At 60.3% G+C, this 15,291-nt stretch carries 16 protein-coding genes; 10 read left to right on the forward strand and 6 right to left on the reverse strand.

The features are described from left to right. The first annotated feature begins 250 nt into the window (after positions 1–250). Positions 251–727 carry a transcription elongation factor GreA gene (greA, locus tag J3R84_RS07385; RefSeq protein ID WP_025427081.1) on the forward strand — a complete coding sequence of 159 codons (477 nt, stop codon included), beginning with the start codon at positions 251–253 and terminating at the stop codon, positions 725–727. An 87-nt stretch (positions 728–814) separates the two neighbouring features. Continuing rightward, on the forward strand, positions 815–1,870 hold the full coding sequence (locus J3R84_RS07390; protein ID WP_025427082.1) for a glycosyltransferase family 4 protein: 1,056 nt from the start codon (positions 815–817) through the stop codon (positions 1,868–1,870). A gap of 23 nt (positions 1,871–1,893) precedes the next feature. Here the strand turns inward: J3R84_RS07390 and J3R84_RS07395 are convergent, their stop codons facing one another. The 4 genes from J3R84_RS07395 to J3R84_RS07410 form a co-directional block, all read right to left on the reverse strand. After that, a complete protein-coding gene (locus J3R84_RS07395; protein ID WP_057214353.1) occupies positions 1,894–2,916 on the reverse strand; it encodes a glycosyltransferase in 1,023 nt (340 codons plus the stop codon). Next, positions 2,913–3,944, reverse strand: coding sequence for a glycosyltransferase (locus tag J3R84_RS07400; protein WP_025427084.1), 1,032 nt, complete (start codon positions 3,942–3,944; stop codon positions 2,913–2,915). Before J3R84_RS07400 ends, J3R84_RS07395 begins: the two co-directional genes overlap by 4 nt. 18 nt (positions 3,945–3,962) lie before the next feature. After that, positions 3,963–4,772: a glycosyltransferase family 2 protein gene (locus J3R84_RS07405; RefSeq protein ID WP_025427085.1), complete on the reverse strand. Its 810-nt coding sequence runs from the start codon at positions 4,770–4,772 to the stop codon at positions 3,963–3,965. Positions 4,773–4,855: 83 nt separating this feature from the next. Beyond that, on the reverse strand, positions 4,856–5,326 hold the full coding sequence (locus tag J3R84_RS07410) for an Lrp/AsnC family transcriptional regulator (RefSeq protein WP_025427086.1): 471 nt from the start codon (positions 5,324–5,326) through the stop codon (positions 4,856–4,858). Positions 5,327–6,173: 847 nt separating this feature from the next. Here J3R84_RS07410 and trxB point away from each other — a divergent pair. The 5 genes from trxB to J3R84_RS07435 all read left to right on the forward strand — a co-directional run bounded on the left by trxB (position 6,174) and on the right by J3R84_RS07435 (position 11,097). Continuing rightward, on the forward strand, positions 6,174–7,148 hold the full coding sequence (trxB, locus tag J3R84_RS07415) for a thioredoxin-disulfide reductase (RefSeq protein ID WP_203528612.1): 975 nt from the start codon (positions 6,174–6,176) through the stop codon (positions 7,146–7,148). A 115-nt stretch (positions 7,149–7,263) separates the two neighbouring features. Beyond that, positions 7,264–8,160: a LysR family transcriptional regulator VtlR gene (locus J3R84_RS07420; protein WP_038577011.1), complete on the forward strand. Its 897-nt coding sequence runs from the start codon at positions 7,264–7,266 to the stop codon at positions 8,158–8,160. Between the two features lie 615 nt (positions 8,161–8,775). Continuing rightward, complete coding sequence (locus tag J3R84_RS07425) at positions 8,776–9,066, forward strand: ArsR/SmtB family transcription factor (protein WP_025427089.1); 291 nt, start codon at positions 8,776–8,778, stop codon at positions 9,064–9,066. Between the two features lie 41 nt (positions 9,067–9,107). Further along, on the forward strand, positions 9,108–10,229 hold the full coding sequence (locus J3R84_RS07430) for an alkene reductase (RefSeq protein ID WP_025427090.1): 1,122 nt from the start codon (positions 9,108–9,110) through the stop codon (positions 10,227–10,229). 67 nt (positions 10,230–10,296) lie between these two features. Continuing rightward, the gene (locus tag J3R84_RS07435; protein WP_203528611.1) at positions 10,297–11,097 is read left to right on the forward strand and encodes an aminoglycoside phosphotransferase family protein; all 801 of its coding nucleotides are present in this window, start codon (positions 10,297–10,299) and stop codon (positions 11,095–11,097) included. Positions 11,098–11,099: 2 nt separating this feature from the next. Here the strand turns inward: J3R84_RS07435 and J3R84_RS07440 are convergent, their stop codons facing one another. Beyond that, positions 11,100–11,669, reverse strand: a complete 570-nt coding sequence (locus tag J3R84_RS07440) for a helix-turn-helix domain-containing protein (protein WP_025427092.1) — start codon at positions 11,667–11,669, stop codon at positions 11,100–11,102. 36 nt (positions 11,670–11,705) lie between these two features. On the opposite strand from J3R84_RS07440, the gene J3R84_RS07445 reads away from it, so the two are divergent. Next, the gene (locus J3R84_RS07445) at positions 11,706–12,215 is read left to right on the forward strand and encodes a GNAT family N-acetyltransferase (protein ID WP_025427093.1); all 510 of its coding nucleotides are present in this window, start codon (positions 11,706–11,708) and stop codon (positions 12,213–12,215) included. 151 nt (positions 12,216–12,366) lie between these two features. Then, complete coding sequence (locus tag J3R84_RS07450) at positions 12,367–13,248, forward strand: lytic transglycosylase domain-containing protein (protein WP_225906374.1); 882 nt, start codon at positions 12,367–12,369, stop codon at positions 13,246–13,248. Here J3R84_RS07450 and J3R84_RS07455 read toward each other — a convergent pair. Beyond that, positions 13,238–14,272 carry an NAD-dependent epimerase/dehydratase family protein gene (locus J3R84_RS07455; protein ID WP_025427095.1) on the reverse strand — a complete coding sequence of 345 codons (1,035 nt, stop codon included), beginning with the start codon at positions 14,270–14,272 and terminating at the stop codon, positions 13,238–13,240. The two genes, J3R84_RS07450 and J3R84_RS07455, sit on opposite strands and share 11 nt — an antisense overlap. Before the next feature lie 94 nt (positions 14,273–14,366). On the opposite strand from J3R84_RS07455, the gene J3R84_RS07460 reads away from it, so the two are divergent. Further along, positions 14,367–15,281 (forward strand): LysR family transcriptional regulator, encoded by a 915-nt coding sequence (locus J3R84_RS07460; RefSeq protein ID WP_025427096.1) that lies wholly within the window; start codon positions 14,367–14,369, stop codon positions 15,279–15,281. Positions 15,282–15,291 lie beyond the last annotated feature (10 nt).

The following is a 15,291-nucleotide window of genomic DNA, read 5'->3' on the forward strand; positions in this document are numbered from 1 at the left end:
GACCTCAACCGCGGTTGAGGTAAAGCCCATTATCGAGGATGTCAAATTGGTAGGAGCGTCTGCAAGTTGCGCCCCCCAAGTGAAGGACGCGGTGGATCATGGCGAAAAATCTGGCATTGGCAGTTTCCTTTCTGCTATAAGAACGGTTCGGATATTTCGGACGGTTCCGGTGCTTGCGCGCCGGAGACCGTTTTCTTTTGCGTTGGCGCCGCCCCCCAGCGGCGCCTCGTGCTTGATGAAGGACATTGAAATGGTCGACAAAGTGCCGATGACACAGGGTGGATTCGTCAACCTGCAGGAGGAGCTGCGCTGGCGCCAGCAGGAAGAGCGACCACGAATCATCGAGGCCATCGCCGAAGCACGCGCGCATGGCGACTTGTCGGAAAATGCCGAGTACCATGCCGCCAAAGAGGCTCAGAGCCACAACGAGGGTCGCGTCGGCGAACTCGAAGACCTGATCGCGCGCGCCGAAGTCATCGACCTGTCGAAGATGTCCGGCTCCAAGATCAAGTTCGGTGCCAAGGTGAAGCTCGTCGACGAGGACACCGAGGAAGAAAAAACCTACCAGATCGTTGGCGATCAGGAAGCGGACGTTAAGGCTGGACGCATCTCCATCTCGTCGCCGATCGCCCGCGCGCTGATCGGCAAGGAAGTCGGCGATTCCATCGAAGTGAACGCACCCGGCGGTTCCAAGGCCTACGAAATCCTCGCGGTAAACTGGGGCTGATCGCCCCTTTGGGGCGACGGTTCCGCTTCGCCCCGATCCCCCTGCCTCCAAGACATTGACTGTCGCATGCGCAAGGAGAGCGATTCCGTGGCTGACATCCGGGACGTCGAGGTGATCGCTCCCAATTTCAAGCGGCGCCTCTCGGGCGTTACCTCGACAATCATCCAACTCATCCCGATCCAGCGCGCGCTGGGTCAGAAGATCGCGGTGCTCGGTCCGGGTCTTCCCGACAGTCTGCCTTCGATCAGGTTTCTCGATCTCCTGCATCTCTGGAAAGCGCCCGACGGCCGGCGCTGCCGCGTCTGGCACGCTCGGCGCAACGTCGAGATGTTGCCGGCGATCATCCTGCGCGATCTCCTGCGCATGAAGTTGAAGATTGCCTTCACCTCGGCATCCCAGCGCCGCCATACGGGCTGGAGTAAATTTCTGATCGGCCGTATGGATGCGGTGATCGCGACAAGCGGCAAGACAGCCGCCTATCTCGAAGTGCCGAACGACGTCATCCTGCACGGGATCGATACCATACGGTTCCAGCCGCCCGTCGATCAGCATCAGGCGAAGGCCGCACTTGGCGTCGATCCGGCCCAGAAATTCGTCGGCTGCTTCGGGCGGGTCCGCCGTCAGAAGGGCACCGATCTCTTCGTTGATAGCATGATCGCCCTCCTGCCCTGCCGTCCAAGCTGGAGCGCGATCGTTGCCGGTCGGGCGACGGGTCCGCATGTGGCATTTGAAAACGAGCTCAAGGAGCGCGTCGCCAAAGCCGGGCTTGCCGAGCGTATCCTGTTTGTCGGTGAACACACCAACATTCCCGACTGGTACCGGGCGCTCGATCTTTTCGTCGCGCCGCAGCGCTGGGAAGGATTCGGTCTGACACCGCTCGAAGCCATGGCAACGGGCGTTCCCGTCGTGGCGACCGATGTCGGCGCATTTTCCGAACTGGTTGTGAGCGGTGCAGGCGAAACCGGGACGATCGTCCCGGCCGATAACCTTCAAGCCATGGTCGAGGCGACGGCCGCGTTCATGGATGGTGACCGGCGGCGCACAGCAGCGGGTGCGAATGGCCTTGTCCGCACCGCCACTTCGTTTGCGATCGAAGGCGAAGCGGCCGCCATCAATTCAGTGTACGAACGGCTGATGCGCTGACCGGCCTAGTGGCCGACTGCCGCCTATTTCTTCGAGGCGAACAGCTTCAAATAGGCGTTGGTGATGGCCTGTTTGGAAAACTGGTTCATCAGCGTTTCGTAGCCGCGTTCTGCCAAACGCGACCCGATCTGTCGGTCGTTTGCTATGCGCTCGATGGCGTGGCCGAAACCCTCGGCATCGCCGATATCGACCATCAGGCCGTTTTCACCGTCGCGCATGAACCATTGCGGTCCTTCAGAGCGGCTTGAAACGACTGGCGTGCCCTGCGCCCAGGATTCGAGAATAACGTTGCCGAGTGGTTCATGGCTTGACGCCATGACGAAGATGTCTGCGGCGGCCAGGAACGCACGCGTGTCCTTTTGCCAGCCGGCAAATCGCACCCGGCCCGAAACACCGAGATCGATGGCAAGCTTTTCGAGGTTTTCGCGCTCTTCCCCATCTCCGACAAGCCAGAGATACGCACCCGGCACCTTGGCGATCGCTTCGATCAGCGTATGGAAGCCCTTGCGCTCAACGAAGCGGCCCATCGACATGACGACCGGCGCGTCGTTCGGCGTATCCAGCGTGGCGCGGCTGACGGCAGCGACGCGTTCGGTATTGGTGAAATTGGAGATAACCTCGACGTCGCGCTTCCAACCGATTTCGCGCACATGCGCGGCGATGCCAGGAGTGTTGCAGACGAGGCAGTCGGTGTTGCGGAAGTAGTCGAGCCGCGGCGGGTAGTCGCCGAGCCGCGAGATCTTGATGCAACCCTTGTAGTTCGGCATCAATTCGCTGGCACGGGGCGCCCATGCCATAAGAGCATCCGGCTTCCACGTCTTGGCGAGCCGTGCTGTCTTCCATGGAAGAAGGATGCGGTCGACCGACAGGTTCCGGAAATGGCTCTCTTTGATTCCGACGGAAGGGCTGATGTCCTTGCGCCAGATCCGATCCGGTCGAATGATCGCCTTCTGTTCAACGCCGCGCTCGGCAAAGGCATTGACGAGATGGACGAAGAAACGCTCGGCGCCACCATCCTTGCCGAAGTGAAAATGGACGAGTTTCATGTTTGCTTCGAACCCCGGGCAAACAGCTCGAGGTAGGTCTCTGAGATCACCTGCTCCGAAAAACGCTTGGCAAGCGTATCGCGCCCACCTTCGCAGAGGCGCGTGCGAAGCGCCGGGTCGTCGCGCAGCCGTTCGATAGCGATTGCCAGACCCTCCGCATCGGCACAATCAACCATCAGTGCGTCCTGGCCATCCGTCATGACCCAGGACGGCCCCTCGGCGCGAGACGCAATAGTGGCTACTCCCGCACCCCACCCCTCAAAGCAGACGTTGCCCAAAGGCTCATGCAATGATGTGATCGCGAAGGCATCGCCCGCCGACAGGTAGCCATAGGCGTTCGTCTTCCAGCCAGGAAAGCGCACACGGTCCCTTATGCCGAGTTCTTCTGCAAGCCGTTCGAGGTTGGCGCGTTCGGGACCATCGCCCAGCAGCCAAAGATAGGCGCCATTGACCTTGGCGACGGCGCGCAGCAGATGATCGAAGCCCTTTCGCGGCACGAACCGCCCCATGCCGACGACGACAAAGGCATCCTCCGGCGTTTCGAGGTCTCGGCGCTCTATCGCGGCCGCCGGCGTTGCCCGTGTGAAGTTGGCGATCACTTCGACCCCACGCTTCCAGCCGAGCTTTCTGACGCGATCGGCGATATCGGGTGTTATGCAGACGAGCGTCTCGACATTCGTGTAGTAACCGAGGTGCTCCGGATAATCGCCAAGTCGGGAAATGCGGAAGGCCTTGTTGTAGACAGGCATGAAACGGCTTGCGCGAAGCTGCCAGGCCATGATCACGTCGGGTTGGAACTCCCGCAATATCCGCTGCATGCGTGCCTGAAGGACAAAGCGCGAGAGCGAAATTCGGCGAAAGACGCCTTCGTAGATCTTGCCGCAATGCTCCAGCTCTTGACGCCAGCTTCTGTCGGGCCTGATCAGCATGCGCTGCTCGACACCACGATCATGCAATGCGTTGACGAGATTGACGAAGAACCGTTCCGCTCCACCGTCCTTGCCAAAATGGATATGCATCACTTTCATAAAATCACCTGGATGCTTTCAATGCAGAGCGGCATCATCGTTGTTGGGACGCTTACTGAGTGCGTGCCTCTGATAGATTTTTGCGGCGGTCAAGAATGCGTATACGGCGCCCGTCATGGCTTCGATGAAGCCCGGAAAGCCACAGCGCCAAAGCCCGTTTCGGAAATAGAGACGATAAAAGTAAAGCGGTGGGCTGAACAGCATCTTGTATGGCCGCGGTGGTTTTCCGGCCGCTGCCTGCTGATCCGCCTTCAGCGTGGAGTACTTGTTTTCCTTCAGGATCTGTTCGTCGATAACAAGCGGACGATAATGAAGCAGGCTGCCTTTGCTGGCGGCGCCAACATGACCATCGGGTACGATACCCTCGTGCACTTTCTGACTGAGGTCGTAGCGTCCCCTGCCCTTGCGGATCAGGCGCAGATTTCGCCTCTCATGCACGCGCACCGGCGTATAACCGTAACCGATCAAATAGGGGCGGCGCGCCACGCGCCAGCCGACCGTCTCGGCCGGCCCGTCAAGCAGCGACGGCAGAAGCGCCTTCAGCGGTTCATCAAGGCGTTCGTCGGAGTCGATGTTGAAGCACCAGGGTTGCGTGCACTGGTCCAGCGCGAACTGTTTCTGGCCCGCATAGCCCCGCCAGGGCTCGTGCATGAAGCGGATCGGCCATCCATTATCGATGAAGGATTGCACGAGCGCGGCAGTGCCATCCGTCGATCCCGAATCGACGATGACGATCTCGGCGCACTGCTCGAGGCTCTCGATGCAGTTGCCGAGGTAGGCCTCTTCATTCTGGCAAATGATGAAGGCGGAAAGCGGAAGTTTGCTCATGGATGACGCCACTCAACTTCGGTCGTGTCTGCGTTCTCCAAGGGAGCCTCGCTGCCGTTGCGGATCCGCAAGTGTTCCGGTTCCTAGATCTGGACCAGCCCGATATCCTTGACCTGACGAATGGTCAACATCGTGCGAACCGTATCGACGCGCTCGTTGGCGGTCAAAACCTCGATGACGAAATCCTGGAACGCGGTCAGGTTCTCGGCGACGCAATGAAGCAGAAAGTCGCTTTCGCCCGAGACTGTCCATGCCTGGCGCACGATCTGCCATTCCGCGGTTGCCGCGGCGAATGCCTTGAGATCCGCCTCCGACTGCCGCTTGAGACCCACCATGCAGAAACCCACCAGATCGAAGCCGAGCGCCGGTGCGTTCAGCAGCGCGTGGTAGCCCTTGATAACGCCGGTTTCCTCGAGTTTGCGCACCCGTCGCAGACAGGGGGGCGCCGAAATGCCAACACGCTGGGCGAGATCCACATTGGTCATCCTGCCGTCACGCTGGAGCTCGCGAAGGATCTTGAGATCGATTGCGTCGAGCTCGACTTGTTTCGTCATGAAGGTTCGTCCTTTTCACAAAGCGACTTTGATGCATGGGGCAAAGCCGAAGAGGAGTATCTTTGCTTGGATTGCCCGGTAGGTTGTCGTCACCGAGCCGATTTTATCAGGTTGGCCATAGAGAATTGATCGACAGTCGACCGTCCGTTCGACCTGCACGTAGTGACGGACCCTGCGTGTGCAGTTCTCGCTCGTAGCGCGTGAGCCTTGTGTTATCGGCGGGCGATCTTGGAGGCGTGGAGGCGTATGTTTGCGATCCGGTTCCCGCACTGAAGGCGAGGCTACTCTCCGGTCGTGAATTGCCGAACGCGGCGAGTTCGCGGTCGAGCCAAACGCGGCTTGCATTCAACCCCATATGCCTCTCCAGCAAAGTGAATCCGCGTGAAATATCGCCAAACCGATCCGACAACAAGCATCTGCGCCGACTATTCGCGGGAAAACCGGCGTTCAGAGGCGGTCGCGCCCGGTTGACATCGATTCTTTTGGGGGCGTTCGTCGAAAAACCTGTGGCGATCCACGCCTTCGCGCCCGTCCTAGGTCTTCCGTCAGGCGTGTAAGGGGGCAATGTCGTGTTGCCCTCGATCCCTGTATCTCATGTTCCGTTCGCTGGATCCGGTTCTCATGCGATGTCATCACGGGCTTGTGACGTGAAGAAGGGGGACGCAAGCGGTGCAAAAATGCCTGATCTGGTGTCAAATCGGCGCCTTGGGCTCAAGCACTTGTGTGTATCACCGCGACCGCCCTTGAAAGTCCCGGGGGGGAATACCTAAAGTATGGCAATATTTGCCTGTGATGTAACGGAACCGGACAGGGCCCTTCGGCCATTCGGTGAGCGAAGGACAAGACCATGACTGCCCGCCACGTAAAAGCGCTGATCATCGGCTCCGGCCCGGCCGGTTATACCGCCGCCATCTACACGGCGCGCGCGATGCTGGAACCGGTCCTGATCGCCGGCATGGAACAAGGCGGCCAGTTGATGATCACCACCGATGTGGAGAACTATCCGGGCTATGCCGATCCGGTTCAGGGTCCGTGGATGATGGAGCAGATGCTGAAGCAGGCGACGCATGTTGGCGCCGAGATCGTCAATGATCTGGTCACGGATGTTGACCTTTCCGTTCGCCCCTTCCGCGTCAAGACCGACAGCGGCAACGATTGGACGGCTGACGCCTTGATCATTGCCACCGGCGCCAAGGCAAAGTGGCTCGGCATCGAAACCGAGCCGACTTTCATGGGCTTCGGCGTTTCGGCCTGCGCCACCTGCGACGGGTTCTTCTATCGCAACAAGGACGTCATCGTCGTCGGCGGCGGCAATTCGGCCGTTGAAGAGGCTCTTTACCTCTCCAATCTCGCAAAGACCGTCACCGTCGTTCATCGCCGCGATTCGTTCCGCGCCGAAAAGATCCTGCAGGAGCGCCTGTTCGCCAAGCCCAACGTCAAGATCATCTGGGACCACGAGGTCGTCGAATATCTTGGTGCCGCCCCCAAGCCGCCGATGCCTGCATCGGTCAATGGCGTGAAGCTGCGCAACACCAAGACGGGCGAAACGAGCGACATGGTGATCGACGGCGTCTTCGTCGCAATCGGTCATGCGCCGGCTGTCGAACTGTTCAAGGGCAAGCTCCGGCAGAAGTCCAATGGCTATCTCTGGACGGCCGCTGATTCGACGGCGACCGATATACCCGGCGTTTTTGCCGCAGGTGACGTCACCGACGACATCTACCGCCAGGCCGTGACGGCTGCAGGCATGGGATGCATGGCGGCGCTCGAGGCCGAGAAATACCTGGCGGGTCATATGCCCGTCGCAATTGCAGCCGAATAGAAGCTGCGAATCGGGAAGCTCCAGGCAAGGAGCCTTCCCGTATGGGAACAGATGCATCAGCCGCACGCGGAGGACATGATCCCGTCCCCCGGGGTGGTTTCATATGGGGGACTTCATGTCGCTGGATTGGGACAAACTGCGCATTTTTCACGCGGCGGCCGAGGCTGGGTCGTTCACGCATGCGGCAGACAAGCTCCATCTCTCTCAGTCGGCGATCAGCCGTCAGGTGAGCTCGCTTGAGCAGGATGTCGGCATCAAGCTGTTCCACCGCCACGCGCGCGGCCTGATCCTGACCGAGCAGGGCGAGATCCTCTACCGGACTGCGCACGAAGTGCTGATGAAGCTCGAAAGCGTCAAGGTTCAGCTGAGCGAGACGACCGACAAGCCGAGCGGCAAGCTGCGCATCACGACGACCGTAGGCCTTGGCCAGGGCTGGCTGACCGACAAGATCCAGGAGTTCATGTCGCTGCACCCTGATGTCCAGGTACAGTTGATCCTCGATAACGAGGAGCTCGACGTGAACATGCGCCATGCCGACTGCGCCATTCGCCTGCGCCAGCCGCAGCAATCCGACCTGATCCAGCGCAAGCTCTTCACCGTGCATATGCACGTCTATGCGGCGCCCTCCTACATCAACAAGCACGGCGAACCGCAGTCGCTCGACGATCTCGACAACCACCGCATCATTACCTTCGGCGAACCTGCGCCAAACTACCTGCTCGACGTCAACTGGCTCGAAATCGCCGGCCGCGATTCCGACAACCCGCGGACCTCGCATCTGCAGATCAACAGCCAGACCTCGATCAAGCGCGCCTGCCTGCTCGGCATCGGCATAGCGATGCTGCCTGACTATATCGTCGGCCGCGATCCAGGCCTGATACAACTTCCGATCAGTGCCGACATTCCGTCGTTCGACACCTACTTCTGCTATCCCGACGAGATGAAGAATGCTGCCAAGCTCAAGGTCTTCCGCGATTACATCGTCGCCAAGGCCAGGAACTGGAGCTTCTGACGCCAAAGGCGCCATTGCTCGATTTGTGAGCATTTGCCGGATGGCTGATTAGCTCGTTGTTTTATAATCGTATTTAGATCGTGCGGCGCATTTGGTGCGCCGCATTTTGTTTGTGCGGTGCAAAAATGAGCAGTGATGCGCACATGGCATGGCTGACATGCATATTAAATGATTGCTGCTCGCCCAAAAAAGCAGCATACCACCCTCAGCTGATGCATCTTTGGTGGCTTCTCCTCCCAGTGCCACCGCAGCAGCTGTTCCCCTCTGGAGGTTTAATTACCTTCACAACTATAAGGGCCCAAGTCATCTTGTGGCCCTCTTTTTTTGTCTACTGTGTGGACACGGGCAAGCCGTGACGAAATTCACAGCCGGCTATTGAAAGCTGGTACTTCGCTTCCCATATCAAAATGTAGCTGATGCATTCTTGGTGGCTTTCTCCTCCCCGCCACCGCAGCAGCTGTTCCCCTCTGGAGGTTCTAATTACCTTCACAACTACAAGGGCCCAAGTTTTCTTGCGGCCCTCTTTTTTTGCTCATTTCCTCCTCACGCTCTTGTGATTTGAATATCGAGTGTAGCCGATACATCTATCGATAAAACACGATATGGCGATAGACGATGGATCGAGACGAAATCTTCAAGGCCCTGGCACACCCGGCAAGAGTGAGCATCCTTGCTTGGTTGAAGGAGCCCGAGGTGCACTTTCCGACCCAGGAGCATCCGTTTGAGATGGGCGTTTGCGCGGGGCAGTTCGAGCGCTGCGGCCTGTCGCAATCGACCGTATCCTCCCATCTCGCCATTCTCCAGCGCGCTGGCCTGGTGACAACCCGCCGTCTCGGCCAATGGGTTTTCTACAGGCGCAACGAAGAGACGATTGCCGCGTTCCTGAAGGACATCGGCAGTCTCTGACACCCCCCCCCAAGACCAAACTGAAACCGAAAGGACCTGCAATGGCTACCCTATTCGATCCCATCACCATTGGTGACATCACCCTGAAGAACCGCATCGTCATGGCGCCGTTGACGCGCAATCGTTCGCCGAAGGCCGTGCCGAACACACTCAACGCCACCTATTACGAACAGCGCGCATCGGCTGGCCTGCTGATCACCGAGGCAACTGCGATCACCCAGCAGGGCCAGGGTTATGCCGATGTGCCCGGGCTCTACACATCCGAAGCCCTCGAGGGCTGGCGCAAGGTCACCGATGCCGTGCATGCCAGGGGTGGCCGGATTGTCGTACAGATGTGGCATGTCGGCCGGATCTCACATGATTCGCTGCAGCCGGACGGTGGCAAGCCGGTTGCACCTTCAGCGATAAGGGCAAAGTCCAAGACCTATCTGATCAATCCCGATGGCACGGGTTCGTTTGCCGAAACCTCCGAACCGCGTGCGCTCGACATCAGCGAACTCGACGGGATCGTTGAGGACTATCGCAAGGCTGCCCGCGCCGCGATCGATGCCGGCTTCGACGGTGTCGAGATCCACGCCGCCAATGGCTATCTCATCGATCAGTTCCTGCGCTCCGGTTCGAACCAGCGCACCGACGCCTATGGCGGTTCGATCGAGAACCGCGCCCGCTTCCTGTTCCAGGTAGTTGATGCCATCACCTCGGAGATCGGCGCCGGCCGTGTCGGCATCCGTCTCTCGCCGGTGACGCCCGCCAACGACGCCTTCGATCCGGAGCCGCAGGCGCTGTTCAGCTATGTCGTCAAGAACCTGGCCCGTTATCCCCTCGCCTATCTCCACATCATCGAGGGTGCGACCGGCGGTCCGCGCGATCACCAACAGGGCGAGCGTCCGTTCGACTACCACGCTCTACGCGCCGTCTATGCCGCTGCCGGCGGCAAGGCTGCCTGGATGACCAACAACGGATATGATCGCGATCTGGCGGCAAAGACAGTTGAAAGTCGCGAGGCCGATCTGGTCGCCTTCGGTAAGCCGTTCATTGCCAATCCTGACCTTGTCGAGCGCCTGCAGGAGAACGCTCCGTTGAATGCGCCGGATCAAGCGACGTTCTATGGCGGCGGCGCAAAGGGCTATACCGACTACCCGTCTCTTGAACAGGTCGCCTGATACCACCACATCCCTCAAGCCCCGCCGGTCGGCGGGGCTTGATCGTCAACGGACCATCCCTCCTTGTATGTTTGCTCCCTACCTCGAAAAATGGTCGCTGCAGCCGGACGGTGACCGGGTCTCAACGCGATCGAGCCAACTGCTGCCGGTGCGCTGGCGCGGCCTGCCGGCAATGCTGAAGGTCGCTCACGAGGTGGAAGAGAAGCTCGGCCGGTTGCCGATGCTCTGGTGGGCCGGCCAGGGTGCTGCCGAAGTCTATGCCGACGACGAGGATGCGCTTGTGATGGAGCGTACCGACAGCCGGCGATCGCTGTTTCATATGGCGATGACGGGAAGCGACGAGGTGGCGACACGGATCATCTGCGGGACGGTGGCGGCGCTCCATGCGCCCCGCGATGCGGCCATTCCCGATCTCGTCCCGCTTGAGAGATGGTTTGCGGCACTGGCGCCGGCAGCACGAACCCATGGCGGCGTGCTGGCGCGTTCGCTTGCGGCGGCCGAGGCCTTGTTTTCCGATCCGCATCCGCCGGTCGTGCTGCATGGCGATGTTCACCACGGCAACATTCTCGACTTCAGTGCCCGTGGCTGGTTGGCGATCGACCCGAAGCCGGTCTATGGCGATCCGGGTTACGACTATGCCAATCTCTTCTGCAATCCGGAACTGGCTGTGGTGAGCGAGCCCGGTCGCCTGCAACGCCATCTCGCTATTGTCGCAGAGGCGACTCGACTGGCGCCGCGCCGTATCGTTTCCTGGATTCTGGCCTATGCGGGTCTCTCTGCCGCATGGTTTCTGGAGGATGATGACGACTTCGATGTCGAGGGCGAAATGCTGGTCGCGCGGATCGCTGCAGCCGAAATCGACAGGTAGCGTCAGCGGCTGCTTAAGAGGATCACCGCATAGACACATAACGTATCGTTGCCATTGCGGAAGATGCAGTCCGTGGGTGGTCCGAGCTCAAGGCAATCGCCTGCTGCCAGCGCATGCGTCTCCTCGCCTTCCGTGAAGGTCAAGGCGCCCTGCTTCACCCAGATCAACTGGCGAAACATTGCATAGGCGGCCGCCGGCATAGGCACGTCCGCACCCGCTGGCAGTTCGACCTCGATCAGTTCCAGCGGCAGCTCGGAGTTCGGTGAGACATGCCGCCTGAGATATCCGCTTTGCGGATCGCGCCAGACCGGCTGGTGCTCGCGCCGCGACAGGCGACCCTCCTGAATTTCCGCGCGGGCGATCAGCGTCGACATGGTCAGGCCGAAGGCACCGGAAAGCCGCGCAAGCAATGTTGCCGTCGGACTGCTATCTGCGCGCTCGATCTTGTGGATCATCGTGCGGGAGACGCCGGAGCGTTCCGCAAGCTCGCTCAGTGACCAGCCGCGGATTTCCCGCTCGAGACGAATGCGATCACTGATGCGTTGATCAAGGCTGTACACTTTAGTATCCATGACGTAGTCATATAGTGTACGAACATGCGGGGCAACATGCTGACCAGGCAAGCAACGAAAGATGACCTGCCGGTCATCTGCGACATCTACAACGACGCGGTGGCCAATACGACCGCCATCTGGAACGACACGATCGTCGATGTCGCCAATCGAGCTGCCTGGCTCAGGGCGCGAAGCGATGCCGGATACCCGGTCCTGGTCGCGGTGGCAGACAGCGGCGATATCGTCGGCTATGCCTCCTTCGGCGACTGGCGTGCGTTTGACGGTTACCGGCACACGGTCGAGCATTCCGTGTATGTCCACCGCAAAAGCCGTGGCGGCGGCATCGGCCGCGAGCTGATGGTTGCCTTGATCGCCGAGGCCGAACGTCTCAACAAGCATGTGATGGTGGCGGGGATCGAGTCGGAGAATGCCGCCTCGATCCGGCTTCACCAACGGCTGGGTTTCACAGAGACCGGTCGAATGCGCGAAGTTGGAACGAAGTTCGGCCGTTGGCTCGACTTGACCTTCATGCAACTGGTGCTCTCCACCGGCTCACCCGCCTGAAGGACCTGTTTTTCCTGACCTCGCGAGATGCTATGTATAAAGCCGGTCTGTTTCGATGAGGCATTGCGGGCGGTACGGCATGGGGAACGGCAGCTCAAAAGGTCTTGCGTTTGCCGCCAGAGGGCTGCTGGCGCTTTTGATGGCCGTGAGCATGGGGTCGCCGGATATCGCTCAGGCTCGCATCGACGAGCTGCCGGTGCGCGCCAAGTGCATCTATGTCGGCCGGTCGGTGACGGACCCGGTTAAATCGCTGTGCATCAGCAAGGAAAGCTTCGAGCGCGATGTTTGCGGCGTCATCGATCATTATGCCGCCGCCAATGACTTGCCTTCAGCCTTCTTTGCGCGCCTTATCTGGCGCGAAAGCCTGTTTCGGCCGAATGCGGTCAGCCCGAAAGGGGCGGAAGGCATCGCGCAGTTCATGCCGGGAACGGCGAAAATGCGTGGCCTTTCCAACAGTTTCGATGTCGTTGCCGCTCTGGGAAAATCAGCCGAATATCTTGGTGAGCTGAAGTCGCGCTACGGCAATCTCGGTTTTGCCGCCGCCGCCTACAATGCCGGTGAAAATGGGCTGGAGCGTTTCCTCGAAGTGGACTGGCTGCCGACGGAGACACGCAGCTATGTGCTGGCGATCACCGCCTACAGCGTCGAGGACTGGCGGGACAATCCGCCAAAGACACTCGATCTGACGCTCGACAAGAGCAAGAATTTTCTCGACGGCTGCGTGGCGCTGGCCAGCACCCGCCAACTGCGCGAGATCGACGTGATCGATGAGGCGGAGTGGGCGCCCTGGGGCGTACAGCTTGCGGCGCATTTTCAGAAATCGGTGGCGCAGCGGCTCTTCGTCAACGCTGTCAAACGTCTGCCGGCCCCGATCCGTAGCGAGAAGGCCCTGCTCCTGCGCGAACGCAATGCCAGCTTCGGCCGCCGCATTCGTTATGCCGCCCGAATCGGCCGCGATAGCCAGGTGGAAGCCAATGCGCTTTGCGCCACCATTCGGAAAAATGGTGGCGCTTGCTTGGTCTTCAGGAACTGATCGCCATTTTGGCTGGGGTGAGTCCCTCGCCGGCGCCGATTTGTCCGGCACTCTGCGGCAAGCAGCCGAGCGCCTTGAGGGTTTTGGCCACCGCTTCATCGATCGGTGTACGCGGCTCCTCGCCGAGCAAGTCCAGCAATCGATTGTTCGGCATCCGTAGCGGTTGGCGCCAGAGGTAGCGCATCTTGCGCAACTCCCGAAAGAGCGGGACGAAGGGGGAAGCCAGCGTCACCAGCCACCATGGAAAGGCACGTGCCGGAAGCCTTTGCTGTCCCGCTGCGCGCCGGATGGCGGCGATCATCTTCGTGCCGTCATCATCGACGAAACCGCCCATATGGTAGACGGCAAAGGCCGGCAGATCCTCGGCACGCTCGACCAGACGGATCATCGTCTCGGCCACATCGGGCAGATAGGCCCATTGGTGGGCGACGCCCTTCTTTCCGGGATAGCTGATCGCGGTCAGCGGCTTGCCCGGCTTGACCAGCCCTTGCGAAAACCAGTTGTTGGCGGCATCGGGGCCGAAGAAATCTCCAGCCCGCAGGATGATCACGCCGACACCGGCGTCTGACGCAGCTTTCAATCGAAGTTCCATCTCCTTGCGGATCATGCCCTTGTCCGTATGCGGGTTCTGCGGGCTGTCTTCGGTCAGAAGCGGGAAGGCATCCTGACCGAAATTGTAGATCGTGCCCGGCAGCAAAATGCGCGCGCCTTCCGCTTTCGCGGCGGCAATGGTGTTGTCGAGCATCGGCAGTACCAGCTTGCCCCAGTTGCGGTAACCGGGCGGATTGACGGCATGAACGATCAGTTCGACGCCTTCTGCGGCGGCGCGAACGTCCAGCCGCTTCATCGCATCGCCCTCCACCCATTCGTACGCGGGCGCCTTCTGCGCGGCCTTGGCGATATTGCGATTGAGTGCGCGCACTTTCCATCCCCGCTGGCTGAGGCCGCGGGCGACGGCACCACCGATGCCGCCGGTCGCGCCCAATACCAGGACTGTTCTTGCCTTTTCCAGATTGTCGGTCATTGCGTCTGCTCCATCGGTTCTGATGGAGGAAATGTCGTGCAATTCCGGGATAAACGGAATTGTCGTTTTCTGTTTCATTGCTATACTTTTATGTATGAGCAAGATCGAGCCGAGCTGGGACTACTACCGGACTTTCCTGAAGGTGCTGAAAGAAGGCTCGCTGTCGGCGGCGGCGCGCGAGCTCGGCCTGACGCAACCGACGGTCGGGCGCCATGTCGATGCAATGGAGGAGATGCTCGGCTTTCCGCTCTTCACTCGCTCGCCGCAGGGACTGTTGCCGACCGATGCCGCCCGCGCGCTTCAACCCTATGCCGAAGCGCTCGCAGCAACATCAGCGGCCCTGCTTCGCGCTGCCTCCGGCCAGCAGGATACGGTCAGCGGAACGGTGCGCATCAGTGCCAGCGAAGTGATCGGTATCGAGGTGTTGCCGCCGATCCTTGCCGAGCTGCATGTGCAATATCCGGATCTGACCATCGAGCTGTCGGCTTCCGATGCGATCGAGGACATCCTGCGGCAGGAGGCGGACATCGCCGTGCGCATGGCGGTGCCCAGTCAGGATGCGCTGGTGGCGCTTCATATCGGCGCGGTGCCGCTCGGTTTTCACGCCCACCGGCGATACCTCGACCGGCGCGGCACCCCGGCCACGCTTGCCGATCTGAGCCGCCACAGCCTGATCGGCTATGACCGCGAGACGGCGGCGATCCGGGCAATCATCGCCCGCACACCCGGCCTGCCGGACGTGCGCTTTGCGCTGAAGGCAGACAGCAACCTCGCGCAGCTTGCCGCCATTCGCGCCGGTTTCGGCATCGGTATCTGTCAGAATGCGCTTGCTGCCCGCGACCCCGATATTCTCCCGGTACTGGCGGACGGGTTCGTAATGAAGCTCGAGACATGGCTCGTCATGCACGAAAACCTGAAGGCGGCGCCGCGTTGCCGGGTGGTCTTCGATGCGCTGGCCAAGGGCCTGAGAACCTACATTCGCCCGCCGGAAATCATGGCTGCCCAATAAAAAAGCCCGC

Source organism: Ensifer canadensis (genome assembly GCF_017488845.2).
Classification (GTDB): Bacteria; Pseudomonadota; Alphaproteobacteria; order Rhizobiales; family Rhizobiaceae; genus Ensifer; species Ensifer canadensis.